This window comes from Ferdinandcohnia sp. FSL W7-1320 (assembly GCF_038050315.1).
In the GTDB taxonomy this organism is placed as follows: Bacteria; Bacillota; Bacilli; order Bacillales; family Bacillaceae_L; genus Ferdinandcohnia; species Ferdinandcohnia aciditolerans.
Genome location: NZ_JBBPAM010000001.1, coordinates 3,560,721 through 3,586,965, shown reverse-complemented (window position 1 = coordinate 3,586,965; position 26,245 = coordinate 3,560,721). Strand labels below are relative to the sequence as shown.

Genomic DNA, 26,245 nt, shown 5'->3' with positions numbered 1-26,245 from the left:
TATTTATTCAAGGGAAGAAATCAAATCGATTTCTTCCTTTTTGTCTTTTACATTATGAGTAGAAAACAACTTTTATCTTTTAACACTCTGTATAATGCAATCATACTAGGTAATAAGTAAAATAGACATAAAGTTCGTATTTTTCGGACAACTGCTCTAGCTTAGTCATAAATAAGGGCAGTTAATACTATTATTTATTGAAAACGCTTTCTATCTATAGGTTTATTTAGTTGCAATGTTGTGGCTTTAAGATATTGCAACTTCCACTATATAAAGGAGGTAAATCTATGAGTCTTTCAAACACAAGAATATCCTATCAGAATTTAAAAATGAATTTCAATGAAGTGAACCCTGGATTAACTGACCGCGAAGCCATTGAAGAATCGAATCGTTGCCTTTATTGCTATGACGCCCCTTGTATTACTGCTTGCCCTACCGGTATTGATATCCCTACCTTTATTAAAAAAATCGCTTCTGGAAATATAAAAGGATCAGCAAAAACGATAATGAAATCAAATCCTATCGGTGCTAGTTGTGCTCGTGTTTGCCCAACAGAGGAACTTTGTGAAGGAGCATGTGTTTTAAATCGTTCTACAAAACCTATCATGATAGGTAACTTACAAAGATACGCGACAGACTGGGCTATACGAAATGAACAGGTACTATTCGAACCAGGAAAGAAAAATGGAAAAACAGTTGCAATTGTTGGGGGTGGTCCTGCTGGTCTTTCGGCAGCAAGAGAACTAGGATTACTCGGTTACGATGTTACTATTTTTGAGGCAGCGGAAAATGCTGGAGGTTTAAACACTTACGGAATTGTCTCATTTAGGCTTCCACAGAACATTTCATTCTGGGAGGTTAAGCAGGTAGAAAGCTTAGATGTAAAAATCCAAACCAATACTAGAGTTGGAGAGGATATTTCGGTAGATGAAATTCTTACTAACTTTGATGCTGTGATTCTAGCAATTGGGATGTCAAAAGTACCTTCACTTGGTATTGATGGTGAAGATTTGGATGGAGTATTTGATGCCATTGATTTTGTAAAGGAAACCAAAACAAAGCCAATTTCAGACCAATTCTTAGGGAAGAAGGTTGTTGTCATTGGTGCAGGTAATACGGCTATTGATGGAGCGACATGTTCGGTCCGATTAGGAGCTGAAAATGTAAAAATCCTTTATAGAAGAACGGTTGAAGAAATGACTGCCTATGATTTTGAATATGAATTTGCCAAACAGGACGGTGTTGAATTTAGATGGCTAACAGCGCCTAAGAAAATCGTTGGTGACGAACAAGGACGTGTGAAAGCAATTGAATGCATCAAAATGGAGCTTGGTGAGCCGGGTAAAGATGGGCGGAGACGTCCTGTACCAATTGAGGGCTCTGAGTTCATCTTAGTGGTTGATGCGGTGATTAAAGCCATTGGTCAAACAAGATATACAGAGCTTATAGAACAATTCGGTCTTGAGCATGATGGTGGAGTTGTGAAAATTAATCAAGAAACCCTCCAAACATCGAATGAAAAGGTATTTGCCTGTGGCGATGTGATCTTTGGAAAGGGCCAAGGAGAAGCAATGGTAGTTTCAGCCGCACAGCAAGGTAAGGATGCAGCATATGCGATTCACAAGGTCATGTTCGGTGCAGTTTCCGATATTGTGTAAAAAACTAAAAGGTGATAAGGAGGCTTATCAATGGCAGATTTACGAATAAATATAGCAGGTATAGAATCCCCTAATCCATTTTGGTTGGCTTCTGCTCCCCCAACAAATTCTGGTTACCAAGTGCAACGGGCATTTGATGCAGGCTGGGGTGGAGCAGTATGGAAGACATTAGGTGACCCCATTTTAAATGTCACCTCCAGATTTGGAGCTGTTAGTTTTAATGGGCAACGAGTAGCGGGGTTTAACAATATTGAATTAATTTCTGATCGTCCATTAGAGGTGAATTTAAAAGAAATAAAAGAAACGAAAAAGCTCTTTCCCAATCATACAATCATTGCCTCACTAATGGTTGAACCAAAACAGGAAAAGTGGCATGAAATCGTAAAGAGAGTGGAAGAAGTAGGTGTAGATGGACTAGAACTTAATTTTGGATGTCCACATGGTATGGCTGAAAGAGGAATGGGTTCTGCATCGGGTCAGGTACCTTCACTGGTAGAACAACAAACCTATTGGGTGAAAGAAGTTGCGCAAACACCGGTTATTGTGAAACTTACTCCTAATATTACAGATATCACGGCTACTGCAGAGGCTGCTACTAGAGGTGGAGCCGATGCCATCAGTATGATTAATACAATTAATAGTTTAGCAGGAGTTGATTTAGATACGTGGAATACAATTCCACATGTTGGGGGTAAAGGTGCGCATGGTGGATATTGTGGTCCAGCTGTAAAGCCGATTGCCCTTAATATGGTTGCGGAATGTGCAAGAAGTCCTCATATCAACATTCCAATTTCAGGAATTGGTGGAATTTCAACTTGGCAAGATGCAGTTGAATATATGTTGATGGGAGCCTCAGGAGTTCAGGTGTGTACCGCAGCAATGCATCATGGCTTTAGGATTGTTGAGGACATGATTGAAGGGTTAGAAAATTATCTGGATGAAAAAGGGATTGCTTCAGTTATGGATATCGTCGGAAAAACAGTGCCGAGATATTCTGACTGGGGTGACCTTGATCTTAACTATAAAATTGTAGCACGGATCAATAATGATGTTTGTATTAACTGTAATAAATGTCATATTGCATGTGAAGATACATCCCATCAATGTATCGACATGCTTAAGGATGGAAATGGCTACAACATTTTAAAGGTAAGGGAGGAAGACTGTGTCGGCTGTAATTTATGTTCGATTGTATGTCCTGTTGATGGGGCAATTGATATGGTTGAAGTACCAAGTGGATTACCTCCAATGACATGGAATGAGCGGCAGGCGGCACTCGGTGCAGTTAGTTGTAAAATTGACTCTGTAAAATAAAAGCTATTTCGTTCTTTGAGGGGGACTTTGGATGAAAAAAGTAATCAAGAATGGAACAATTGTAACAGCAACAGATACGTATCAAGCAGAAATTCTTGTGGAAAATGGTGTGATTAGTCAAATTGGGAGAAATTTCTCGACTGAAGGTGCAGATGTAGTTGATGCAAATGGATGCTATGTTTTTCCAGGCGGAATTGATCCGCATACTCATCTAGAAATGCCGTTCGGAGGAACAGTCTCTAAAGATGATTTTGAAACTGGAACAATTGCAGCTGCCTTTGGAGGAACAACGACGGTTATTGATTTTTGCTTATCGAATAAAGGGAAACCTCTAAAGGATGCCATTCAAACATGGCATCAGAAGTCAAAAGGGAAAGCAGTAATTGATTACGGATTTCATCTCTCTATCGGAGAGGTAACGGATGCTGTCTTAAATGAGCTTCCATCCGTGATTGAAAATGAAGGAATCACATCCTTTAAAGTATTTATGGCGTACAAAAATGTGCTTCAGGCAGATGATGAAACTTTATTTAAAACTTTAGTTGTGGCAAAAGATTTAGGGGCACTGGTCATGGTTCATGCTGAAAATGGTGACGTAATTGACTATCTTGTTAAAAAGGCTTTAACTGAAGGAAAAACAGATCCAATCTATCATGCGTTAACAAGACCACAGGAAATCGAAGGGGAAGCTACAGAAAGGGCTGCGACCTTCGCAGGACTTGCAAATTCTCAACTTTATGTTGTTCATGTTACTTGTGCAGATGCAGTAAAAGCAATCACAGCAGCAAGAGAAAAAGGATTTGATGTGTGGGGAGAAACATGTCCCCAATACTTAGTACTTGATCAAACCTATTTAGAAAAGCCAGATTTTGAAGGAGCTAAGTACGTTTGGTCTCCTCCACTTCGAGAAAAGTGGAACCAAGAGGTGTTATGGAATGCACTGAGAACCGGACAACTTCAAACATTTGGATCAGATCAATGTTCGTTTGATTTTAAAGGACAAAAAGAGCTAGGGTTAGGTGACTTCTCGAAAATTCCTAATGGAGGTCCAATGATTGAGGACCGCTTAACAGTGCTTTTCTCAGAAGGTGTCAAAAAGGGAAGAATTTCACTTAATCAATTTGTCGATCTAACATCTACCAGAGTGGCTAAACTGTTTGGGTTGTACCCAAAGAAAGGCACGATTGCGGTTGGTGCTGATGCCGATCTTGTCATTTTTGATCCGAATATCGAGCGAACAATATCTGCCGAGACTCACCATATGGCAGTCGATTACAGTGCATTTGAGGGAATGAAATTTACCGGAGAACCAGTATCCGTTCTTTCTAGAGGAGAATTTGTTATCCGTGATAAGAGGTTTGTTGGAAAATTAGGAGCAGGTCAATTTATTAAACGTGCAAAGTACGGAGAAAATTACGAAGTTGTAAAAGATAAAACGACTACAATTTAATTCCTGGGTTAAAGAGGAGGGAGTATAACTCCTTCCTCCATTTGAAATGAGGAAATGAGGTGAATATACGCTGATGTAATTCAGAATATTTAAAATAATTTTCGGGAAGGGTGTTGGAATGAAAAAAAGCAGTAATTATCTGAAATCTCCAGATTTGTTTCCAATAGGGCATGGGGCTAGAAGGATAAGTGCGTTTGGTTTCTCCGTAATTTGGGTAGGCATGGCGATATTACTAGCGGCATTCGCAATTGGAGGAGACGGCATTAAGCATTTACCTCTTGGTTGGGTAATTGTTGCAACAATTATAGGTTCAGTGTTAATTGGTATTTTCATGACGTTTATTGGCGATATTGGAGTTGAGCATGGGCTCTCGTTTCCGGTCTATATGAGGGCTCCTTTTGGTACAATCGGAACTCATATACCTTCAATAGTACGTGGTGTAACAGCTTCTTGTTGGTTTGGTATAAATACCTATTTTGGTGCAACAGCTATGAATGCGATATTAAATACTCTCGTAGGGTTTGATAACTGGTTCGTCTGTTTTATTTTATTTGCAGCCTTTCAGTTAGTAAACACTGCCCTTGGGATCAAAGCAATTGAGAGATTTGCAGATTTGGCTGCTCCAATCATCATTCTTATCTCGATATGGATGTTTATATCCCTTTCAGGGAAAGCAGCTGATCAAGGTAGAGATATTTGGACATGGGTTGAAAGTCCAGTTTCTGGCGGTGCTGCAATAACTGCTTTTATGGTTGTCGTAATGGCAAACATGGGCTTTTGGGCAACGCTGGCTGCTGACATGCCCTCATTATCCAGGTTCTTTAAAGCCCCAAAGTATGAGAGGAACTGGTTAAAACGAAACAAGGCACAAATTGCAGGAAATGTAGTTGTTATGCCACTTGTTAACTTATTTATGATTATCATTGGTGCAGTTGCATACCTTGCTGTATTAAATTATGACCCTGTTGTTGCATTGCAGGAAGCAGCAGGAGGAATTGTACTCGTTATCCTTTTATTAATGATTGTACTTGCACAATGGTCAACAAATACATCTGCTAATGTAATACCTGCTGCAACAATCTTTTCAAACGTGGGAGGGCCTAAATTTCCATTTTGGGCAGGGGTTATTACTGCAGGGATTGTAGGAATTGTTGTTCAGCCTTGGAATTTATTTGGAGTAATTATTCCAGCACTTTTAATAATAGGGGGAATTCTTTCAGCTATTGTAGGGATTTTATTTACTGATTATTACGTTTTAAGAAAGAGAAGGGTTAATGTTCCAGAACTTTATGAGAGTGAGGGGCAGTACAGGTATTCAAATGGAGTCAACTGGGCTGGTATGATCGCTTGGGTAATCGGAGGAACTGCCGCTTATTTCTTTTCTGCTTACTCTTTCTTTGTAGGCTTTGGCGTAGGAGCAGTTATTTACTATGTATTAGCGAAATATTGGTATTTTCAAAAGTTTACTCAAGCAGAAATTGTTGACCCAGACGATGAGAAATACTTAGGAATTACAGTAGGACGTGATTGGGAAATCTCTGAGAATGAAATCGTTGATGTCATTAATAAAACAACTGTTGACTTAAAGAGATAGCTTTAAACAATTCCAACAATAGCAAAAGCAAAGGGGGATTTGGTATGAGCAGTGAAGATTCGAAGGTTGTTTTGGGGATAAACGAGACACCGCCACCAGGTAAGTTTTTGATTTTAAGCATCCAGCATTTGTTTGCCATGTTTGGTGCAACCATCTTAGTTCCGTATCTCGTTGGCTTGAGTCCAGGTGTAGCCCTTATTTCAAGTGGAATTGGGACACTCACTTTTCTGATTATAACCAAAGGTCAAGTTCCAGCATATGTTGGTTCGTCATTTGCATTTATTGCCCCGATCATTGCGGCAACAGCAGCAGATGGTCCTGGTGCAGCAATGATTGGAAGTTTTCTAGCCGGTCTAGTCTATGGGATTGTTGCTTTAGTTATTAAAGCTACAGGCCATAAATGGCTAGTTAAATTACTTCCACCAGTAGTTGTTGGGCCAGTTATTATCGTAATTGGACTTAGCCTTGCACCGACAGCAGTTGGTATGGCAATGAATAACCCAAATGGTGAATATAGTCTCCTTCATTTTACAGTTGCATTAGTGACCTTAGCGATTGTTATTTTAAGCTCCATTTTCCTTAAAGGCTTTTTAAATTTAATTCCCGTTTTAATTGGAATAGTTGGAGGATATATTTATGCTGCCATTGTCGGCTTAGTGGATTTATCCGGTGTTAAGATTGCAAAAATTTTCGAAGTACCTGATTTTCTTTTTCCATTTGTTCATTATTCTCCTACTGTAACCCTAAGTATTATTGCACTCATGGTACCTGTTTCAATTGTCACATTATCTGAACATATTGGACACCAAATGGTGTTAAGTAAAGTCGTTCAAAAAGATCTCATTCAAAGGCCAGGTTTACATCGTTCGATAATGGGAGACGGTCTTGCCACAATGCTAGCAGCATTAATGGGAGGTCCGCCGAATACGACGTACGGTGAAAATATTGGTGTATTGGCCATTACGAGAGTGTTTAGTGTCTTTGTTATCGGCGGGGCAGCAGTGTTTGCGATACTATTTGGGTTTATCGGTAAAATTACAGCTCTCATTAGCTCAATACCAACAGCAGTAATGGGTGGCATATCTCTCCTTTTATTTGGGATTATCGCTGCATCTGGATTACGGATGCTTGTTGATAGTAAAGTAGATTTGGGTGATAAGCGTAACCTCATTATTTCATCCGTTATTTTAGTTGTCGGAATCGGTGGAGCCATTATGAAGTTTTCAGCTAACTTCGAAATACATGGGATGGCACTTTCAGCTATTTTGGGCGTGTTATTAAATTGGGCTCTACCTGGAGGGACTGTCGAAGAAGACACCAATATGTATGAGGCTGATATCGATAGAGAAACGACTGCATAGTACCTGAAACATTAAACAAAGGAGTGTCAGTACATGTCAGAGTATCAAGTATTTTTGCAAGAGAGAGACAAAGTGGATTATTTCCTTCAAAAAGGCTATAAAATCACTAATGTAATAGAAAACCTTAGCGGAGCGTTTGTAGATTTTGAGAAAGAAGATGAAAAAGAAACCTTACACATTATCACCCCAGAAGGTCGTAAGTATTTTGCGGTAATGCTTATTAAGCAACAAAAGGAAGGTGCATAATGTTTTTTTGTTCCAATATAAAAATAGTTGAAAGCCAGTACCAGTGGAAGGGTACTGGCTTTTTTGGGCCATTTAACAGGAAAGTATAAAAATATTTGGAAAAACACTCCTTTACTGACAAGTTATCGCGTATAATGGAACTAATCTGAAAATTCAATTTAGGAGAGCTGTAGATTGAAATCATATATTACAGTTGATGATATTTTAAGTCGAAAGAACTTTGAAAGTGTTAAAGTTATCGCAGGTAAAGAGGGACTCGGGCGACAAGTAAAATGGGTCCACGTTGTTGAAATTGTTAATATTAAGAATCTCTTAAATGGAAATGAATTAATTCTTTCAACCGGTGTTGCTTGGAGGGATAATAAGGAGAAATTTATCTCCGTCATTGAGCAATTAATTGATTCGCAGGCAGCAGGTATTTGTATTGAATTAGGAATATACACCTCATCGATCCCACCAGAAATCATTGAACTCGCAAACAAGTCCCAATTTCCAATAATCCTTTTTTTAAAGGAAGTACCTTTTGTTGAAATCACGCAAGATATTCATGGGCTACTTATTAACAGCCAATATCAAATGATTTCCAATCTTGAAAGTTACTCACAGGCATTAAATAAACGATTATTAACCATCGATCATTATGTTGAAATTCTTAAATTTATTAGAAGTTATCTCCAAGTCCAAGTAATTATCCTCTTTACGAACAGGGAAACTCAATTTATTCCAGAAGCTACCGAGCAAAAACGAAAGAAACTACTAGAAAACCTGCAATCCCAGACTGAAGATTCGACTTATATAGCCAAAATTCCGATCCATTTGCTAGGTGAAAGCTATGCAGAACTTGCAATCATTTCGGAGGAAAGAGAGCTAACCGAATTTGATCAACTCATTCTGGATCGAACTGCAACTGCCCTTGCACAGCTTTTTCTTCGTAATCTTTATGTAGAGGAAAAACATAAAGTAGAAGAAACAGAATGGATCAATGATTGGTTGGAAGGTGAACAAAACGAAGAATCGATAAAAGACTATCTAGCTCTTACTTCAACTAGTAAACCAAAAGGAGCGGTTGTATGTATTTGTAAAATAGATTCCATTGAAGATTATTCCACAAGTGATTTAACTTATTTCAAAATGTTTACCCGTGCCGTTTTTGAACAACAGGGTTTTTCCCTTTACGTAGCAGATAAAAGAAACACAATTGTTTTTATCCTTCTCAATGAACGAAATCATGTGACGTGGAAAGCGAGAGTCCAAGATGGAATCCAAAGATTAATGGACTCTGAGTCACAACTAGGTAATGACAAAGTCAAACCGATACTTGGCGTTGGAAAATTTATAGAAGAGCTCACAGATCTACATAAAAGCTATCAAACTGCGATAGAAACAATTCGAATTCAAAACCGTATGTCGGTACCAGCCCAAAGCTATTTTTATGATGACTTACATATTTTTAGGCTTATTTCGTTACTTAACAGACATATCGATTTGCAGGAGGTTGTATTAGAGTATTTGGAGCCGGTAATCGAATATGATAAAAAATATAATGGAAAACTAATGGATACACTTAAAACCTATTTATCATGTAACGGCTCGAAACAAGAAACGGCAAAGCGTTTATTTGTAGTAAGGCAAACATTATATCACCGCATTCAAAAACTAGAAAAGCTACTAGGCTCAGACTTTATGAATCACGAAAAACGGCTCGCGATTGAATTTATGATTTTATCATATGAGTTTTTAATTTCATCAAATCAACTAAAAGAGAAAAAGCAAGTTTTATAGCCCACTAGAGTTAGTGGGTTTTTTCGTGCAAAGAGTATTCATAATGTGGAAAAATAACAAGCAGTTATTTTACAGAATGTCTAATGAAAGCATTTTCATTATGAGGGATAATTTACATATAGGTTAAGGATTAACGAATATTGAAATACGAAAAAGGAGGCTGTACAAAAAATGTCAGTAGTCAAAAATGAAACAGTTGTTCTGAAAAATTATATAAATGGGGAATGGGTGGACGCCCTTGGAACTCAATCACTTGAGGTACCCAATCCAGCAACAAAAGAAACATTAGTACGTGTGCCGCTTTCTTCAAAGGAAGATGTAGATTTAGCTGTAAAAGCGGCTAGAGAAGCATTTAAAACATGGAAAAATACTCCTGTTCCCAAAAGGGCAAGGATCTTATACAAATATCACTATTTATTAATGGAGAATCATGAAAAACTAGCAAGACTTGTTGTCCAAGAAAACGGTAAAGCATATAAAGAGGCACATGGTGAAGTTCTACGAGGGATTGAATGTGTTGAATTTGCAGCAGGTGCACCTACTTTAATGATGGGTGAGACATTATCAAACATTGCAGAGGATATAGACTCTGAAATGTTCCGATATCCATTAGGAGTAGTAGGAGGAATTACTCCATTTAATTTCCCGATGATGGTCCCAATGTGGATGTTCCCATTGGCAATTGCTTGTGGAAATACGTTTATTTTAAAGCCATCAGAGCGGACGCCAATGCTAGCTAATGAGCTTGCTAGATTATTTACAGAAGCGGGTGCACCAAACGGCATTTTAAATGTTGTTCATGGGGCACATGATGTTGTAAATGGTTTGTTAGATCATCCAAATGTCAGTGCAATTTCATTTGTAGGCTCACAGCCAGTTGCGAAATATGTATATGAACGTGCAGCGCAACAAGGGAAACGCGTTCAAGCTTTATCAGGTGCAAAAAACCATCATATTGTTATGCCAGATGCAGATATGGAAAAAGCAGTAGCCAATATCATAAGCTCAACATTTGGTAGTGCAGGGCAACGATGTATGGCTTGTAGTGCCGTTGTCGTTGTAGGAGATGGAGAAAAGTTTGTATCTGCGTTAAAGGATGCTGCAGATCGTCTCACGATTGGAAATGGAATGGATGATGAGGTGCTCTTAACACCTGTTATCCGCGAGTCACATCTAAATAAAGTACTTGGTTATGTAGAAAAAGGGCTTGAAGAAGGTGCGCAACTTATTAGAGACGGCAGAAAAGAAATGGATGAAATGCCAGAAGGAAATTTTTTGGGTCCAACCATTTTTGACCATGTAACCCCAGAAATGACGATTGCTAAAGAAGAAATCTTTGCACCCGTTTTAAGCCTATTACGTGCCAAGGATTTAGACGAAGGTCTTGAATATATTCAAAAGTCCCGATTTGGGAACGGCGCGACCATCTATACAAAGGATGCTAGGGCAGCAAGACAATTCAGAGAAGAAGCAGAAGCGGGTATGCTTGGCATTAATGTGGGTGTACCAGCTACAATGGCCTTTTTCCCATTTTCTGGTTGGAAAGATTCATTCTATGGCGACCTCCATGTGAATGGTAAAGATGGAGTAAATTTCTATACGCGCAAAAAGATGATTACATCCCGATTTGATTACTAATTTGGATGAGGAGGGAAGCGGTATGACGAAGGTTACGCAAGGGGAAGACCTTTTAACAAAGGATAAGGATTATGTATGGCATGGCATGAAACCATATAATCCAAATTCTACGCTAGTCATTACGAAAGCAGAAGGGTCATGGGTGACAGACCATAATGGGAAACGGTATCTTGATGGAATGTCAGGGCTTTGGTGTGTAAATGTGGGATATGGAAGAGAAGAGTTAGCACATGCTGCATATGAACAGCTAAAGCAAATGGCCTATTATCCATTAACACAAAGCCATGAACCAGCAATCCAACTTGCAGAAAAGCTTAATGAAATGTTAGGAGACGAGTATGTTATTTTCTTCTCTAATAGTGGGTCGGAAGCAAATGAGACAGCCTTTAAATTGGCTAGACAATACCATCAGCAAAAAGGAGAACACTCTCGTTACAAATTTATTTCTCGATATCGTGCTTACCATGGTAATTCCATGGGATCTCTAGCCGCAACTGGCCAAGCGCAGCGTAAATATAAATATGAACCACTCGCACCAGGCTTCATTCATGTATCGCCACCAGACCTATACCGATCTGATGAGAAGGTGGATGCAGAAGTATCGGATTTAAAGTCTGTACAGGAGATAGACCGTGTGATGACATGGGAGCTTAGTGAAACTATAGCAGGTGTGATTATGGAACCAATCATTACTGGTGGTGGAGTCATTGTTCCACCTGATAATTACATGGCTGGTGTAAAGGAAGTGTGTGAAAAGCATGGTTCACTACTAATTGTTGATGAGGTTATTTGTGGATTCGGGCGAACAGGTAAACCATTTGGATTTATGAATTATGGTGTTAAACCAGATATCATTACAATGGCAAAGGGGATTACCAGTGCGTATCTCCCATTATCTGCAACAGCCGTCAAGAAAGAAATTTACGAGGCATTTAAAGGGTCCGAAGAATATGATTATTTCCGGCATGTTAATACATTTGGTGGAAATCCTGCGGCTTGTGCATTGGCACTTAAGAATCTAGAAATTATGGAAAATGAGAAACTATTTGACCGTTCAAAGGAACTCGGGGACAAATTAAAGGATGGCCTGATAGCAGCTTTAGTTGATCATCCTCATATAGGCGATATTCGAGGAAAAGGCTTATTGATTGGGCTTGAACTTGTCAAAGACAAACAAACAAAAGAACCGCTTGAAGTAAGTCAGGTCAACAAAGTGATTGCCGGATGTCTACAAAAGGGACTAATTATTGGTAAAAATGGAGCGACAGTAGCGGGGTACAATAATGTGTTAACTCTTGCGCCACCTCTTTCGATATCCAATGAGGACCTCGAATTTGTTCTTAGAACAGTAACCGAAGAATTAAAAGAATTGTAAAAAGGTAAGTACCAACACTCGTAATCTATTTTCATAATGAAATAGATTGCGGGTGTTTTTCCCAAGAAAAAAGAAAGGTGGATGGAGATGAGAATTGGAGTACCAAAGGAAATTAAAAATAATGAAAATCGTGTGGCCTTAACTCCTGCAGGTGTCATGCAGTTGGTTCAACATAATCATGAGGTTTTTGTTGAAACTGGTGCGGGCCTGAACTCAGGCTTTTTTGATGAACTTTATATTGATGCTGGAGCAAGAATAGTTCCAACTGCTGCAGATGCATGGGCTTGCGATATGGTGATTAAAGTAAAAGAACCAATCCAAGAGGAATTTCAATATTTTTATGATGGATTACTATTATTCACTTATTTGCATCTAGCCGCAGATCGAGAGCTTACAGAGGCTTTAATCCAAAAGAATGTTGTTGCGATTGCATATGAAACCGTGCAGTTAGAGGATAGAAGCCTTCCTTTACTCACCCCAATGAGTGAAGTAGCAGGTAGAATGGCGACACAAATTGGAGCCTCTTTTCTTGAAAAAACAAAAGGTGGGAAAGGTGTTCTACTAGGTGGTGTACCAGGTGTTAGTCGTGGAAAAGTCACCGTTATTGGCGGTGGTGTAGTCGGAATGAATGCTGCAAAAATTGCAGTGGGCCTTGGTGCGCAAGTTTCGATATTAGATGTCAGTGCTACAAGATTGCGAGAGTTAGATGATATTTTTGGAAATTCCATCACAACCTTGATGTCGAATCCATTTACGATTGGCCAAGCGGTTGCAGAATCTGATCTCGTGATTGGTGCTGTTCTTATTCCAGGCGCTAAAGCTCCGAAATTGGTGACAGAGGAAATGGTTCGTTTAATGGAGGAAGGGTTAGTGATTGTCGATGTTGCAATTGACCAAGGGGGTATATTTGAGACGGCTACCCATGTTACCACACATGCAAATCCTACATATACGAAACATGGAGTCGTTCATTATGCAGTAGGTAACATGCCTGGTGCTGTTCCTAGAACATCTACTATTGCACTTACGAATGTAACAGTCCCATATATTCTACAGGTTGCAAATAAGGGCTATGAACGTGCCTTTGCGGAAAATAGAGCCTTGCATAAAGGACTAAATGTGATTGGTGGAAAAGTCGTTTACGAAGGGGTTGCAAGAGCTCATAATCTACCGTTTGTAACCACTATTTAAATAGGAGGCTGATTCTATGAATATCCAAACATTAACCATTAATAAGGAACGACTTGAACAGAGAATTACAGAGTTATCAAAAATAGGGAAAATCGGTGAAACGGGAGTGTGTCGACTAACCTTATCTAAGGAAGACCGGCAAGCGGTAGAAACGGTTAAAGGCTGGATGGAGGAAGTGGGGTTAACTGCTAGAATTGACCACTTTGGAAATCTAATTGGAAGAATGGAAGGGAAAAATCAGGATGCCCCGATATTAATGCTAGGATCGCATATTGATTCCCAGCCTTATGGAGGAAGATTTGATGGAACAATTGGTGTATTAGGCGCACTTGAAGTCATTCAAACAATGAAAGAAAATCACGTAGTTCCAAATCGCCCAATTGAGGTAGTTGCTTTTTCAGATGAAGAAGGTTGCCGCTTTAATAAAGGATTATTTGGTGTAAGGGGAATCCTAGGGAAACTCGAAGAAGATGAGTTAGATCGTCAGGATAAAGATGGCGTTACAAGAAGAGAGGCTCTCATTGAATTTGGTTGCGATCCTTCAAAATTTAAAGAGTCAGAGTATCCAAAAGGAAGCATTGGCTCATTCCTTGAGATGCATATTGAACAAGGACCTGTTCTAGAAAATATGAATAAACCAGTTGGAATTGTGTCAGGTATTTCGGGTCCATTATGGTTAACAGTTGAATTAGAAGGCTTTGCTGGGCATGCAGGTTCCGTTCCAATGCCAATGAGGAAAGATGCCCTTGTAGGTGCTGCAAAAATCATCATAGCACTCAACGAGATAGCAAGCCAGGAGCCTGGGGCGCCAACCGTTGGTACAGTGGGAAGTTTACGGGTTTTCCCGGATTCACGTAACATCATTCCTGAAAAAGTAAGTTTTACGGTGGACTTAAGAGATATTGATTTAAATAGACGTCACAAGCTTGAGGCACAATTACATGAAAAGATTAAGGAAATTACCGAGGAACACGGGCTACGAAGTAAAATTACAGAAGATACTAATAGCGAACCTCGTTATTGTGCAGAAAGAATCAAAGATATTATGCGCAATGAAATGCAAAGCATAGGATTGGAACCAATGGAATTAATGAGCGGTCCTTTTCACGACTCATTAGCCATGTCATATGAATGTGAATATGGAATGATATTTGTCCGTTGTAAAGATGGAATTAGTCATAATCCTAAGGAATTTTCAACCTTTGAAGATATCTCACTAGGTACTGAGCTCCTGTATCGTACAACGGTAAGAATGGCTCAGAAATAACCTAAATAAAAAGAGGCTGGGACATTAACTAGCTTCGAATAATGAAAAAGGTGAGTTTGAGCACGCTCAAACTCACCTTTTTCTATTTTCGTGTAAACTCTCCTATTACCTTAGTTGTTGGCAGTGAATTTTCTTAAATTCACTGCCATTAAAGCTAGACCCATTTCGTTTTCCACCTTCGATTTTCCTCGAACAGAAAATCGGGAGAAACGCAAATTAGCTTTCAAGAATCCAAAAACTGGTTCCACATCGATTTTGCGTTTTCGATAGAGGGCACTCGTTTTCTCTTCTGAAAGCTTCGCTCTTACGTATTCTTTTTGCTGTTCCCACTTTTCATTCACCATTAGTTTTCGATTGTTACCTTCTTTGGCTTTTGTACATGATAAGCGGAATGGGCATCCCGAACAGTCTTCGCACTCATAGATTTTGAACTTCCGTTCAAAGCCTGTACGGTCAGTGCGAATAGAATGATATTGAAACTCAAGACGTTTATGATTAGGGCATGTATATGTATCTGTTTCTTCATCATACTGCCAATTGTCAGGGTTAAATATGTTTTGTTTAAACTTTTTGTTTTGTTCCTTCAAATACAGGTTATAAGTGATAAGCGCTTCTCGTTTTCTATTGGAAAGGATATCATTATAGTTTTGTTCACTACCATAACCTGCATCTGCGACAATGTGTTTCGGTAACTCGAAATAATGCTGCTCGATTTCATCTAGAAATGGAATTAACGTACGTGTATCTGTTGGATTAGAAAACAAACTATAAGCAAGAGTGTATTGACCTTCCGTTGCGATTTGTACATTGTAACCAGCTTTCAACTGTCCATTTCTCATATAATCTTCTTTCATTCGCATAAATGTCGCATCAGGATCCGTTTTAGAATAGCTATTACGTGTGCCAAAGATTTCTAAGTCTTCTTGGTATTTCTGTTTACGTAAGACAAAATCAATCAATTGCTTACGTACTTGTTTCGGATATTTGCGTTCGCTTCTTAAAGCTTTTCGTTCTGAAACATCTGATGTAACTTCAATTTGTTTATCATACTCGGTTACGACTTCGTCTACTTTTTGAACCAATTGAGTGAGCTCTTCCAACGATAACTGTTCGGTGTTTTCGCGTTCAATTTCAGGTATGATTTCGTTCTTAAGTAGCTCGTTGTATAGCTGGTTTGACTTTTCAATTAAGCTTTCACTATATTTCTCAATGGATTTCTTCCAAACGAACGTAAATTTATTCGCATTCGCTTCAATCTTTGTACCATCAATAAAAATAGCTTCTTGATCAATAAGTTTTTCTTCAACTAATTGGCAACGGAATTGGACGAAACATTTGCGAATTAAATCTTTCACTTCTGATTGAACACGGAATCGGTTGATTGTGCGGTAGCTTGGTTCATACCCTTGAGCTAACCACATCATACGGATACTATCTTTTAATAGGGCTTCAATTTTGCGTCCAGAGAAGACAGATTGCGAGTAGGCACACAAGATAATTTTAAGCATCATGCGTGGATGATAAGCAGGACAACCCTCATTTCGAAGAAATGGTTCGAATGCTTCTTGCGGGATACTTTCAACTAAATGATGGACATGGAAGGCAATATCATTATTTTGTAATTTTACTTCTAAATCTAAAGGCAAAATTAATTGATTCATGTTATAATCTTTAAACATAAGGACACTTCTTTCTGTTTGGATTTTGTGTGGTAACTTAATTTTAACAAAGAATGTCCTTATTTTTTATTTAAAAATAATCAAAGCCTGTGAAATTTTACTCATAGTAAAAATTCACAGGCTTTTTCAGTTCAGAGGAGGGTTTTGTCCCAGCCTCTTTTTTATCTTATTTATTTATTTGTAAAGAAATCTTTAAAGGCTTGTGTAATCTCGATACCTTGAAAGATGAACAGGCTAGTCACCGTTAACGAACATAATCCGATCATAATGAATCTAAACCACATAATTTTTCTCCTCCTTGATTTTTATAATGATGTAAAAAAATCAAAGAGCTTTTACCACATAATTAGATTGATAAAAAATGGGTGTTATCCAGATAAATTTTCGGTAGGTTTTGTTGACTTCGATGTTTTTAAAAACACCTCGCAGGACGATAAAACCCGATGTGATTGAAAAAAGCACCCAAGAAATTTTTGGTTTACCATCATCATTGGAAGAAAAATTGTCGATTGAAACACTGCTAATAGTTACTGTGTTTTCTTGAATGTCGGGTGATTTAAACGCATGGGAATGTGCGATTGTAGCTGAAAAAGACATGATCGCAACAAACATGATGATGGCTAGAGCGAATCGTTTCCTCATTTTCTACCATCTCCCCATTGTTAATGTTACTATCTTACACCCGATGAACTGTAAAATCCACAAAAATAATTTTACAAAAATTGCGAAATTTCATTTTGTAAATTGAAAAATGTGGGAACTATGTTACCCTAAAGAAGGGGTGAAGTAATGAGTAAAAGTAAACGAAATCTCCTCATTGCAATCATTGGGAGTCTTGTGATTGTAACGTTTGGTGTTGTAAGAATACTAGAAATTAGAGATAACCACAAAATGAACACACAGATTTTAGAAGCGTGTATGGACAAAGGGGAAACTGTTGTATTTGAAGCGAAAAATATCTTTAGTCTAGACGAAGTTAGCTGCGAGTAAATATGAGTATTGATCAAAATAGATTAATTCTTTTCTAAACAGGAGTTGGTAGGCTATGACAATCGAAAGACTTACTGAGGAACAATTTTTAGATTCTGTGCGTTTATCAGAATATGCATTTACATATAAGCTTTCAGAACAACAGCTTGATGAGGTTCCTAAAAAACTTAAAAACCATCAAATTTATGGAATCTATGAAAATAATAAGTTAGCTGCAAAGTTTCATCTCATACCACTCTCCACATATGTGGGGGATCAATCGTTTAAAATGGGTGGAATAGCAGGTGTTGCGACGTATCCGGAATACCGAAGACGTGGGTATGTGAAGGAATTGCTTACGTATGCGCTTGAAACGATGAGGACACAGGGATTTACCGTTTCGATGTTGCATCCATTTGATGTATCTTTTTACCGAAAATATGGCTGGGAACTATTTAGCAATCGCCTTAAAACGCTTCATAAGCAAGCTGATTTGACTATGTTTGAACCTGCAAATGGTACAATCAAGCGTTATCAATTTGAAAACGCCAATCTGGAAGAGCTTAAACAGATCTATGCGCAGTATGCAACTACATTCTCGGGGATGCTTGTTCGGGAGGATGATTGGTGGAAAAGCGTGGTTGATGATCTTAATATTGCGGTTTATTACGATCCAGCAAATAAGCCAAATGGTTATGTCCTTTATGAAGTTAAGGACAGTAAGATGACGGTTGAGGAATTTGTCCCTGTTAATGTCGAGGCCAGACAAGGCTTATGGAATTTTATATGTCAACACGATTCAATGATTTCTGAGCTCGAAATGATTTCATATGAACAAGAACCATTGTTTTTCGCATTAAAGAGACAAAAGACCGTGAAACGTGAAGTGAGTCCATATTTTATGGTGCGAATTGTTGATGTAGAGTCATTTCTACAAGAATACAAATTTGCAGGAAACGAGATGATTAAGCTTCAAATTACAGACCCATTTGCACCTTGGAATGAAAAAACATTCCTTATTAAAGATGGCAAGGTTCGTATTACCGACGACACAGATGGAGCGATTAAACTTTCGATTAATGCATTGTCCACGGCCCTCTTCGGTCATCAACGTCCGAACGAACTTTTTGCAGTTGGTATGATTGCAGGATCAGAAATTGAAATAGAAGCATTTGAAAAAATGATTCCGAATCGTCCTGCATATATGTATGATTTCTTTTAAGGGGGAATCTGTTTTGAATTCTTTAGAGTATGCAAGAAAACTTGATAGAGAGGATCCGTTAGCTCCGTTCCGTGATGAATTTTATATAAAACCGGATACCATCTATTTGGATGGTAATTCACTTGGACTGTTATCAAAGCGGGCAGAACGTACATTACTTAGTTCATTAGAGGATTGGAAAGAATATGGGATTGATGGATGGACACAAGGGAGGAAACCTTGGTTTTATATGTCTGAACAGGCAAGCGAATTACTTGCTCCGCTTGTTGGAGCATCACCTGAGGAAGTGATGGTAACGGGTTCAACGACGGTGAATCTCCATCAATTAGTTGCCACCTTTTATAAGCCAAAAGGGAAACGTACAAAGATTGTTGCAGATGAATTAAATTTCCCATCTGATATTTATGCCCTACAAAGCCAGTTGCAAATTCATGGACTTAACCCAGATGAGCATCTTATCAGGGTAAAAAGTCATGATGGAAGATATATTGCTGAAGAAGACATCATTTCGGCTATGACCGATGAGGTGGCTCTGGTGGTTTTGCCCAGCATATTGTATCGAAGTGGTCAAATCATAGATATGCAACGTCTCACTTATGAAGCGCATAAGCGCGGAATTTTAATCGGGTTTGATGGCTGTCATTCAATCGGTGCGATTCCACACTCCTTTTCTGAATGGGATGTAGACTTTGCCTTTTGGTGCAATTATAAGCATCTTAACGGTGGGCCTGGAGCGGTTGCAGGATTGTATGTGAATCGTAAGCACTTTGGTATATTACCGGGTTTAGCGGGATGGTTTGGATCGAATAAAGAAAAGCAATTTGATATGGAACATACGTTTACGCCAGCGGGCAATGCGGGGACCTTTCAAATTGGGACTCCTCATGTATTAAGTTTGGCACCTTTACTAGGTTCACTTGAAATGTTTGCTGAGGCAAGGATTGAAAATATTCGGAGTAAATCTCTTGGATTGACTAATTTTTTAATTGAACTAATCGCTTCTGAACTAACATGTATGGGTTTCACGATTGGCTCACCCCGTGATAATTCTATTAGGGGAGGTCACGTAAGTCTCGAGCATAAGGAAGCAGCACGAATTTGTAAGGCGCTAAAAGAAAATGGAGTGATTCCAGACTTTCGAGCTCCAAATATCATCCGACTTGCACCAGTGCCCCTTTATAATTCCTATGAGGACGTTTGGAAAGTTGTTCAGATGTTAAAAACAATAATGGACGAAAAACAATACGAAAAATTTAAAAATGAACGAGACGTAGTAGCGTAAAGGTATACCAACCCGGTATACCTTTTACAGCTTAAGGGAGGAATTCATGTGGCAATCGTGGCTGGTTCGAAGTTCGAAACATACAAACAAAAAATTTTATCCTTGCCCAGGGACTATAAGGAAGAAGACATTAAGAGCAAGACATTTTTATTGGAAGTGGATGAAAAAAAGCACCTCGAAATTTATTATGCCCCATTTGAATACGTAAATGAGTCTGCAAAAGTTATGATAGTCGGAATTACACCAGGACTACATCAAATGAAAAAATCATTTTCAACAATCCTTGATCCGAAAAATAAAGGTCTATCTGATGAGCAACTCTTACACGAGGTGAAAAAGAATTCAAGTTTTGAAGGTCCGATGAGGAAAAATCTGATTGGGATGCTCGATGAACTTGGGTTACACTCATACCTGGGAATTGAATCTACCAGTGAGCTTTTTACGTCTGCCAGTCATCTTGTTCAAACAGCTTCTGTTATTAGGTATCCAGTATTCTATAAGGGGAAAAATTACAGTGGCTCAACTCCAAAGATGTTAAATACGGAATTGTTAAAGAAGCATATTATGGATAGTTTTACAGAAGAGTTAGTGCGTATTCAAAATCCACTCATCATTCCTTTAGGGGTTAATGTGACAGCAGTGTTCAACTACCTAGCAGAAAATGGGTATGTATCCTCAGATAACGTTCTTTATGGATTTCCACATACCTCAGGTGGAAATGGTCACCGCCATAGACAATTTGCTGAGAACAAGGAGCAGATGAAGAAAAAGTTAGCTAGTTATTTTGGATAAAAAAACTGCACCTTTATTATAGGTGCAGTTCTAGTTATCTAGCTTCACTAGCCATCGTCTTTGGGTTACAAGTCAATAGCTTCTGAAGGTAAAAAGCACTTTTCTTGTCTTTTTGTTGGTGAGGGTGACTTGAGCTTTACGTTTTAGTCTTCGATTTTTATCACGATTTTTCCGAATTGTTCAGCTTCGTCAATACGCTGCATTGCTTTTTTAGTTTCTTCCAGAGGGTATACTTTATCAATTACAGGTTTAATTTTATGTTCATTGACAAATTGCAACATTTCATTAAACTCTTCTGTACTCGCCATGGTGGAGCCAAGTAATGTATATTGACCATAAAAGAATTCACGAAGATTGAAGTCCACAGAATCACCAGCAGACGCACCGAATGTTACCATTTTTCCACCCTTTCGAAGCTGTCCAAGTGATTTATGGAATGTCGCTGCTCCAACTGTTTCAACTACGATATCTGCTTTTTCTCCATTTAACGCCTCATTCCAGTTACCATTGCTATCAATCGCTACATCAGCGCCTAATTCAAGAGCTTGTTTTAGCTTCGCTTCAGAGCGAGAAGTAACGATAACACGAGCCCCGATTGCTTTCGCAAATAGTAAAAGGAACGTTACGGCACCACTTCCGATTCCAGGTAATAAGATAGTATCAGTTGGCTTTACATTTGCACGAGTGAATAATGCGCGATAGGCAGTCATGGCTGCAAGAGATAAGACTCCAGCTTCATACCATGATAAATGTGCTGGCTTTGGACCAACATTATCCGCAGAGATTGTGATTTTTTCGGCAAAGGTTCCGTGATCGGGTAATCCAAGAATCTCATGACCTTCAGGTGGAGCATCGCTATTTTCTTTCCAGCCTAAGGAAGGATTGAGGATTACTTCATCCCCAATCTTAACATCTTCAACACCAGGGCCAACCGCTTCAACAATCCCAGCGCCATCCGACCCAATTACTAATGGGGGATCTGTTTCTTTATGTCTATGTAAAACAAATAAATCACGGTGATTGAGTCCAGCGCTTTTTAGCTTAACCTTCACTTCACCTTGTTTTGGTTCAATCTCATCAATATCGGAATAGGATGTTCCGTCCATTCCAGGAACTTTGTAATGTACAAACGCTTTCATGTTTTTCCCCTCCTAAATTGTCTAAACGATAGTTTCATTTTAATAGAATTCTACAGAACATTTCAACTAATTGGATTGTAGAGGGGATGCGTGTCCGATTTTTTGACTTGGAGTAAGGAAAGGTAACGCAAGAGTGGGATACGTACCGGATTGTTAGATTTGAAGAGTAGAAGAGTAATGAAAAGGCCAAATTTGTGGCTAGGTAGCCTACTACACACTTAAAAGAGGTCACTTATTGGATAAAATTAGGAGAATGCGAACCAACAAAATCGCAAAACACGCCCGCATCTGGATAAAATTAGGGAACAGCGAACCAGCAAAGCCGCGAAAGACGCCTGCATTTGGATAAAATTAGGGAACAGCGAACCGGCAAATCCGCGAAAGACGCCCGCATCTGGATAAAATTAGGGAACAGCGAACCAGCAAATCCGCGAAAGACGCCCGCGTCTGGATAATATTAGGGAACAGCGAACCAGCAAAGTCGCGAAAGACGCCCACATTTGGATAAAATTAGGGAACAGCGAACCAGCAAAGCCGCGAAAGACACCCGCACCTAGATAAAATTAGGATACACCGAACCAGCAACACCGCGAACATAACACTCTGTTCCTAATAAAACAAAAATATCCCTACCCACCTATACTCAACCCGCCCATCTATCCTATACTAATAACAAATATCAATCGGAAAGGGTTACACAAAAATGCAAATAAGACTAAAAGATTACGGGATAAATATCGGTAACTTACCAACAGGAACTTTAAATAAAATCACAGATGTAAAAGGCGTGAGAGTCGGCCACTCCACCATATCCGACGGGGATATCCAGACAGGGGTGACAGCCATCATCCCGCACGACACAAATATTTTTAACAATAAAGTGGTTGCTGCTTCATATGCTATGAATGGGTTCGGAAAGACGATGGGGACTCTTCAAATCGATGAACTGGGCACAATTGAAACACCTATTCTGCTAACAAATACGCTAAGTGTGGGGGTAGCAGCCAATCACCTTATCAGTTATATGCTTGAGCAGAACAAAGAAATCGGTGATACAACCGGGACAATAAATCCAGTCATCGGCGAGTGCAATGATATGTTATTAAATAATATCCGAAAACAGTCAATTAAAGAAACGAATGTCCTGGAAGCGTTAGAAACAGCAACAACCAATTTCGAAGAAGGCAGTATAGGAGCAGGTGCGGGAATGAAATGCTTTGGGCTAAAAGGGGGGATCGGTTCCTCGTCACGAATCCTTACATATCCTCATGGAAACTACACCCTGGGCGTCCTGGTGCTCTCGAATTTTGGGGAGATTGATCAGTTTCGCCTAAACGGAATCCATGTGGGTCCAATCATCAAAGAGAAGATCTCGTCAAAAAGCGAGAAGGGTGACAAAGGCTCTATCATGATCATCATTGCAACTGATTTGCCGGTGACTTCACGTCAATTAAAGCGAATCATCAAACGTGCATCAGTGGGACTTAGTAGAACAGGTTCTTTTATTGGAAATGGGAGTGGGGATGTTTTCATCGGTTTCTCAACCGCAAACACAATCAGTCATGAAAATAAAGGGGAACTCCAAACTATAAAAGTCATTCATGAAGATGACTTGGATCAAGCCTTTTTAGCAACAGCAGACGCTACAGAGGAAGCGATATTACAATCATTACTAACTGCGAAAACGACAATAGGCAGAAATGGAAATACACTGTATTCATTGGCAGAACTGATGAGTGAGATCATTTCATAATGAGGGGGAATAAATATGAATAAGCCGATTATTGGTGTTACCTCGCATGTTGAGTTGGATTATAAACATACGCTGTCGAATGATTATATTCAAGCTGTAATTGGAGCAGGAGGAATTCCGGTTATTTTGCCAATTGGCATTGATGAAGATGTTTCACAGATTGCCAGTAAGATAGATGGGCTTCTACTGACAGGGGGAGGGGATATTGACCCAACCTTATTTGGAGAGGAGCCACATCCAAAGCTCGGGACGATTTCGCCAGGAAGAGATGATTTTGAGCCAGCCATCATTCAGGAGATATTAGATGCAAATAAGCCAATCCTTGCAATCTGTCGCGGTATCCAGATTTTGAATATTGCACTTGGTGGGGATATGTATCAGGATATTTATGATCAACATGAAACCGGGCTACTTCAGCACTCACAGAAGGCAACAAGATATCATCTTGCCCACTTTGTGAAAGCAAAGGAAGGGAGTTTGCTAGAATCTATTGCAGGGTCTTCTGAATTTAAGGTGAATACGTATCATCACCAGGCAGTTCGCCATGTACCATATCCACTTGAGGTTTCAGGGGTTGCATCAGATGGAATCATCGAGGCAATCGAAAGCAAGGGACATTCTTTTGTGTTAGGCGTGCAATGGCATCCTGAAGGCTTGGCGGTCAATGGTGATGAGATTGCGAAACGTATTTTTACAAGATTTGTAGAAAGTTGTTAAGAAAAAAGGAGTTAAGTCTTATACACAGGACTTAACTCCTTATCTTTATCCCCAGTACTCTAAATACTCATAATTGTCAGTGGGAACTCTTTTGATTACTTCATTCGCTTCATTACGATAAATTTCATATTCACGGTAGATGTCAACCTTATTACCGTTGACAATCTCAGTGTCAACATACTGCATCTCCAATTCTAGAATCAGTTCCTCTTCTGAAGTATCCTCTTCCGGATTTGCTGTTACTTCTTCGTCCGAAGACATACCAGATACAGAAATTGCATTTTTGTATTCATAGACATCATCTGATTCAATTACACCGGTCACAAATATAATGGATAGAATCCCGATGGCGGTCAACAATTTATTCAAAGTTACCAAACTCCTTTGTTCCATATCTATTACTCATCTATATGCATTCGAGAAAAAGATTAGGACAACTAATCCCACGGGAGTTGGTAAAAGTCTGTTATCGGATACGATCCTTTCGAAAACCATCATATATACTAATTGCCGCAGATACTAAGAGAATAGTAATTACACCAATAATAAACCTAGAGTTAAAGTGATCTGGGTTCATGGTGAAAAGGTCTTCGGATATATAGGTGATAAAGGCCTGGTTCATGATATTCGGATGTATGAATATCACGATGAATACAATGGCTCCGATTAGTTCGACAGCAGCATTAGAGAAGGCCAAGCCTTTCGTCCATTGTCCCTTAATTAATTTATATAAAGCAAGTGAAATTTCTGTAACAATCACAATAAGAACGATTGGCCAGAACTGTAACAAAACGTCTTGATTTAAGGCTGGAATTACAAATTCAAGTCCATCTTTCCCGCCTTCGTAGATACCTAAAAGCTGATTTGCTTTAAAATATAGAGTTGCCCAAATGGCAGTCCATAGTAAACCTCCAAAAACTTCAAACTTTGAGATCGCTTTTTTCTTTGGGATATAGGTTATACTTTTTAAATCATCTGGAGTCCATTTTTTTAGACTGGCTGTTAATGGTTGGTCATCTTTTGATTTATCCGTTCTTTCGATAATGGCAAACACAATTGTCAGCCAAAAGAATGTTTGTATTGATACTTCAATAATTCTCCATATGCCGAAACCGACAATTTCCAATACCATATTAATGATGGTTTCCTCACCTTGTTGCCCAAGAAAATACTCAGGGATGATTGCGATGAGTGAGATAACAGCCGCAATCGGTATAATCATTTTTAATAAAGTAACATACACATCAAAATAACGTGGTCCAATAAGGTACATGGGCCGATCAAGATAACCACTGGCCAATTTTGCCGGGCTCCCTAATTTTTCTAACGCGATTTTTACATCTTCTTCATTGTAATCATCGGGCAACATGTCCTCGATTGTCGACCGCAGTTCAAGAGCAATGTCATCTCTCACTTTTTCAGGAAGTCGTCGCGTGACTTCCTGAATGTAAATTTCAATCAGATTCATAATCTTCCTCTCCCTCTAATAATTTATATAGCTCTTTCGAATTTTGAATCCATTCCTTTTTTAATTGTAAAAAGATTTCGAGACCGTATTCACTCAAAACATAGTACTTTCTGGGCCTACTCTCCGTTGTGTCCCAATTGCTTGTCACTAGTTCCTGTTTTTCCAGCCGACGAAGCAGTGGATATAACGTACTTTGCTCAATGTTGATACCTGACCCCTCTAATAACTGGACTAGGGAATAGCCATATTGTGGGGTTCGTAATTGACTCAAAACCGCTAGTGTCAACGTTCCTCTTCTTAGTTCAGTTATTAATGAGTTAAATAAATCACTCATTTACCCACCTCATT

The 26,245-nt window shown here is 39.0% G+C and carries 23 protein-coding genes; 17 read left to right on the top strand and 6 right to left on the bottom strand.

Going from position 1 to position 26,245, the window contains the following annotated elements:
• The first annotated feature begins 287 nt into the window (after window positions 1-287).
• The 11 genes from NST91_RS17725 to NST91_RS17675 all read left to right on the top strand — a co-directional run bounded on the left by NST91_RS17725 (window position 288) and on the right by NST91_RS17675 (window position 14,876).
• Window positions 288-1,658 (top strand): NAD(P)-dependent oxidoreductase, encoded by a 1,371-nt coding sequence (locus NST91_RS17725; protein WP_341332192.1) that lies wholly within the window; start codon window positions 288-290, stop codon window positions 1,656-1,658.
• Window positions 1,659-1,688: 30 nt separating this feature from the next.
• Entirely contained in the window at window positions 1,689-2,972 is a 1,284-nt protein-coding gene (gene preA, locus NST91_RS17720) for an NAD-dependent dihydropyrimidine dehydrogenase subunit PreA (protein ID WP_341332191.1), read from the top strand.
• A 31-nt stretch (window positions 2,973-3,003) separates the two neighbouring features.
• The gene (hydA, locus tag NST91_RS17715) at window positions 3,004-4,422 is read left to right on the top strand and encodes a dihydropyrimidinase (RefSeq protein WP_341332190.1); all 1,419 of its coding nucleotides are present in this window, start codon (window positions 3,004-3,006) and stop codon (window positions 4,420-4,422) included.
• A gap of 118 nt (window positions 4,423-4,540) precedes the next feature.
• The gene (locus NST91_RS17710; RefSeq protein WP_341332189.1) at window positions 4,541-6,016 is read left to right on the top strand and encodes an NCS1 family transporter; all 1,476 of its coding nucleotides are present in this window, start codon (window positions 4,541-4,543) and stop codon (window positions 6,014-6,016) included.
• Between the two features lie 44 nt (window positions 6,017-6,060).
• Entirely contained in the window at window positions 6,061-7,377 is a 1,317-nt protein-coding gene (locus NST91_RS17705) for a solute carrier family 23 protein (protein WP_121445228.1), read from the top strand.
• A 33-nt stretch (window positions 7,378-7,410) separates the two neighbouring features.
• Window positions 7,411-7,623, top strand: a complete 213-nt coding sequence (locus NST91_RS17700) for a hypothetical protein (RefSeq protein WP_121445227.1) — start codon at window positions 7,411-7,413, stop codon at window positions 7,621-7,623.
• A 174-nt stretch (window positions 7,624-7,797) separates the two neighbouring features.
• Window positions 7,798-9,405, top strand: coding sequence for a PucR family transcriptional regulator (locus NST91_RS17695; protein ID WP_341332188.1), 1,608 nt, complete (start codon window positions 7,798-7,800; stop codon window positions 9,403-9,405).
• A 171-nt stretch (window positions 9,406-9,576) separates the two neighbouring features.
• Window positions 9,577-11,043: a CoA-acylating methylmalonate-semialdehyde dehydrogenase gene (locus tag NST91_RS17690; RefSeq protein WP_341332187.1), complete on the top strand. Its 1,467-nt coding sequence runs from the start codon at window positions 9,577-9,579 to the stop codon at window positions 11,041-11,043.
• A 22-nt stretch (window positions 11,044-11,065) separates the two neighbouring features.
• Window positions 11,066-12,418: an aspartate aminotransferase family protein gene (locus NST91_RS17685; RefSeq protein WP_341332186.1), complete on the top strand. Its 1,353-nt coding sequence runs from the start codon at window positions 11,066-11,068 to the stop codon at window positions 12,416-12,418.
• An 87-nt stretch (window positions 12,419-12,505) separates the two neighbouring features.
• Window positions 12,506-13,609 (top strand): alanine dehydrogenase, encoded by a 1,104-nt coding sequence (ald, locus tag NST91_RS17680; RefSeq protein WP_341332185.1) that lies wholly within the window; start codon window positions 12,506-12,508, stop codon window positions 13,607-13,609.
• A 16-nt stretch (window positions 13,610-13,625) separates the two neighbouring features.
• Window positions 13,626-14,876 carry a M20 family metallo-hydrolase gene (locus tag NST91_RS17675; RefSeq protein WP_341332184.1) on the top strand — a complete coding sequence of 417 codons (1,251 nt, stop codon included), beginning with the start codon at window positions 13,626-13,628 and terminating at the stop codon, window positions 14,874-14,876.
• Between the two features lie 110 nt (window positions 14,877-14,986).
• Here the strand turns inward: NST91_RS17675 and NST91_RS17670 are convergent, their stop codons facing one another.
• Complete coding sequence (locus tag NST91_RS17670; protein WP_341329892.1) at window positions 14,987-16,555, bottom strand: IS1182 family transposase; 1,569 nt, start codon at window positions 16,553-16,555, stop codon at window positions 14,987-14,989.
• Window positions 16,556-16,879: 324 nt separating this feature from the next.
• On the bottom strand, window positions 16,880-17,197 hold the full coding sequence (locus NST91_RS17665) for a hypothetical protein (RefSeq protein ID WP_341332183.1): 318 nt from the start codon (window positions 17,195-17,197) through the stop codon (window positions 16,880-16,882).
• 147 nt (window positions 17,198-17,344) lie between these two features.
• Here NST91_RS17665 and NST91_RS17660 point away from each other — a divergent pair, with 147 nt between their 5' ends.
• Genes NST91_RS17660 through NST91_RS17645 form a run of 4 tightly spaced genes read left to right on the top strand, consistent with a single transcriptional unit; the run spans window position 17,345 to window position 20,820 of the window.
• The gene (locus NST91_RS17660; protein WP_341332182.1) at window positions 17,345-17,545 is read left to right on the top strand and encodes a hypothetical protein; all 201 of its coding nucleotides are present in this window, start codon (window positions 17,345-17,347) and stop codon (window positions 17,543-17,545) included.
• A gap of 55 nt (window positions 17,546-17,600) precedes the next feature.
• Window positions 17,601-18,746, top strand: a complete 1,146-nt coding sequence (locus NST91_RS17655; RefSeq protein WP_341332181.1) for a GNAT family N-acetyltransferase — start codon at window positions 17,601-17,603, stop codon at window positions 18,744-18,746.
• A 13-nt stretch (window positions 18,747-18,759) separates the two neighbouring features.
• A complete protein-coding gene (gene kynU / locus NST91_RS17650) occupies window positions 18,760-20,028 on the top strand; it encodes a kynureninase (RefSeq protein ID WP_445724494.1) in 1,269 nt (422 codons plus the stop codon).
• Between the two features lie 48 nt (window positions 20,029-20,076).
• Complete coding sequence (locus NST91_RS17645) at window positions 20,077-20,820, top strand: hypothetical protein (protein ID WP_341332179.1); 744 nt, start codon at window positions 20,077-20,079, stop codon at window positions 20,818-20,820.
• A gap of 143 nt (window positions 20,821-20,963) precedes the next feature.
• Here NST91_RS17645 and NST91_RS17640 read toward each other — a convergent pair whose 3' ends face one another.
• Entirely contained in the window at window positions 20,964-21,959 is a 996-nt protein-coding gene (locus tag NST91_RS17640; protein WP_341332178.1) for a zinc-binding dehydrogenase, read from the bottom strand.
• A 703-nt stretch (window positions 21,960-22,662) separates the two neighbouring features.
• On the opposite strand from NST91_RS17640, the gene NST91_RS17635 reads away from it, so the two are divergent.
• Together NST91_RS17635 and NST91_RS17630 are read left to right on the top strand one after the other, a co-directional pair.
• Complete coding sequence (locus tag NST91_RS17635; protein ID WP_341332177.1) at window positions 22,663-23,712, top strand: DmpA family aminopeptidase; 1,050 nt, start codon at window positions 22,663-22,665, stop codon at window positions 23,710-23,712.
• A 15-nt stretch (window positions 23,713-23,727) separates the two neighbouring features.
• Window positions 23,728-24,429 (top strand): gamma-glutamyl-gamma-aminobutyrate hydrolase family protein, encoded by a 702-nt coding sequence (locus tag NST91_RS17630; protein WP_341332176.1) that lies wholly within the window; start codon window positions 23,728-23,730, stop codon window positions 24,427-24,429.
• Window positions 24,430-24,474: 45 nt separating this feature from the next.
• On the opposite strand, the gene NST91_RS17625 is transcribed toward NST91_RS17630, so the two are convergent.
• The 3 genes from NST91_RS17625 to NST91_RS17615 all read right to left on the bottom strand — a co-directional run bounded on the left by NST91_RS17625 (window position 24,475) and on the right by NST91_RS17615 (window position 26,231).
• Complete coding sequence (locus NST91_RS17625; protein ID WP_121445213.1) at window positions 24,475-24,798, bottom strand: hypothetical protein; 324 nt, start codon at window positions 24,796-24,798, stop codon at window positions 24,475-24,477.
• Window positions 24,799-24,895: 97 nt separating this feature from the next.
• Complete coding sequence (locus NST91_RS17620; RefSeq protein WP_341332175.1) at window positions 24,896-25,897, bottom strand: HAAS signaling domain-containing protein; 1,002 nt, start codon at window positions 25,895-25,897, stop codon at window positions 24,896-24,898.
• The gene (locus NST91_RS17615; RefSeq protein ID WP_121445211.1) at window positions 25,884-26,231 is read right to left on the bottom strand and encodes a helix-turn-helix transcriptional regulator; all 348 of its coding nucleotides are present in this window, start codon (window positions 26,229-26,231) and stop codon (window positions 25,884-25,886) included. Before NST91_RS17615 ends, NST91_RS17620 begins: the two co-directional genes overlap by 14 nt.
• Window positions 26,232-26,245 lie beyond the last annotated feature (14 nt).

Bases quoted from the DNA above. Each gene is read 5' to 3' on its own strand.
- NST91_RS17685 (WP_341332186.1), top strand. From the start codon at position 11,066: ATGACGAAGGTTACGCAAGGGGAAGACCTTTTAACAAAGGATAAGGAT.
- preA (WP_341332191.1), top strand. From the start codon at position 1,689: ATGGCAGATTTACGAATAAATATAGCAGGTATAGAATCCCCTAATCCA.
- NST91_RS17640 (WP_341332178.1), bottom strand. From the start codon at position 21,959: ATGAAAGCGTTTGTACATTACAAAGTTCCTGGAATGGACGGAACATCC.
- NST91_RS17660 (WP_341332182.1), top strand. From the start codon at position 17,345: ATGAGTAAAAGTAAACGAAATCTCCTCATTGCAATCATTGGGAGTCTT.
- NST91_RS17630 (WP_341332176.1), top strand. From the start codon at position 23,728: ATGAATAAGCCGATTATTGGTGTTACCTCGCATGTTGAGTTGGATTAT.
- NST91_RS17665 (WP_341332183.1), bottom strand. From the start codon at position 17,197: ATGAGGAAACGATTCGCTCTAGCCATCATCATGTTTGTTGCGATCATG.
- NST91_RS17725 (WP_341332192.1), top strand. From the start codon at position 288: ATGAGTCTTTCAAACACAAGAATATCCTATCAGAATTTAAAAATGAAT.
- NST91_RS17690 (WP_341332187.1), top strand. From the start codon at position 9,577: ATGTCAGTAGTCAAAAATGAAACAGTTGTTCTGAAAAATTATATAAAT.
- NST91_RS17700 (WP_121445227.1), top strand. From the start codon at position 7,411: ATGTCAGAGTATCAAGTATTTTTGCAAGAGAGAGACAAAGTGGATTAT.
- hydA (WP_341332190.1), top strand. From the start codon at position 3,004: ATGAAAAAAGTAATCAAGAATGGAACAATTGTAACAGCAACAGATACG.
- NST91_RS17675 (WP_341332184.1), top strand. From the start codon at position 13,626: ATGAATATCCAAACATTAACCATTAATAAGGAACGACTTGAACAGAGA.
- NST91_RS17615 (WP_121445211.1), bottom strand. From the start codon at position 26,231: ATGAGTGATTTATTTAACTCATTAATAACTGAACTAAGAAGAGGAACG.
- NST91_RS17655 (WP_341332181.1), top strand. From the start codon at position 17,601: ATGACAATCGAAAGACTTACTGAGGAACAATTTTTAGATTCTGTGCGT.
- NST91_RS17620 (WP_341332175.1), bottom strand. From the start codon at position 25,897: ATGAATCTGATTGAAATTTACATTCAGGAAGTCACGCGACGACTTCCT.
- NST91_RS17705 (WP_121445228.1), top strand. From the start codon at position 6,061: ATGAGCAGTGAAGATTCGAAGGTTGTTTTGGGGATAAACGAGACACCG.
- NST91_RS17710 (WP_341332189.1), top strand. From the start codon at position 4,541: ATGAAAAAAAGCAGTAATTATCTGAAATCTCCAGATTTGTTTCCAATA.
- ald (WP_341332185.1), top strand. From the start codon at position 12,506: ATGAGAATTGGAGTACCAAAGGAAATTAAAAATAATGAAAATCGTGTG.
- NST91_RS17670 (WP_341329892.1), bottom strand. From the start codon at position 16,555: ATGTTTAAAGATTATAACATGAATCAATTAATTTTGCCTTTAGATTTA.
- NST91_RS17635 (WP_341332177.1), top strand. From the start codon at position 22,663: ATGCAAATAAGACTAAAAGATTACGGGATAAATATCGGTAACTTACCA.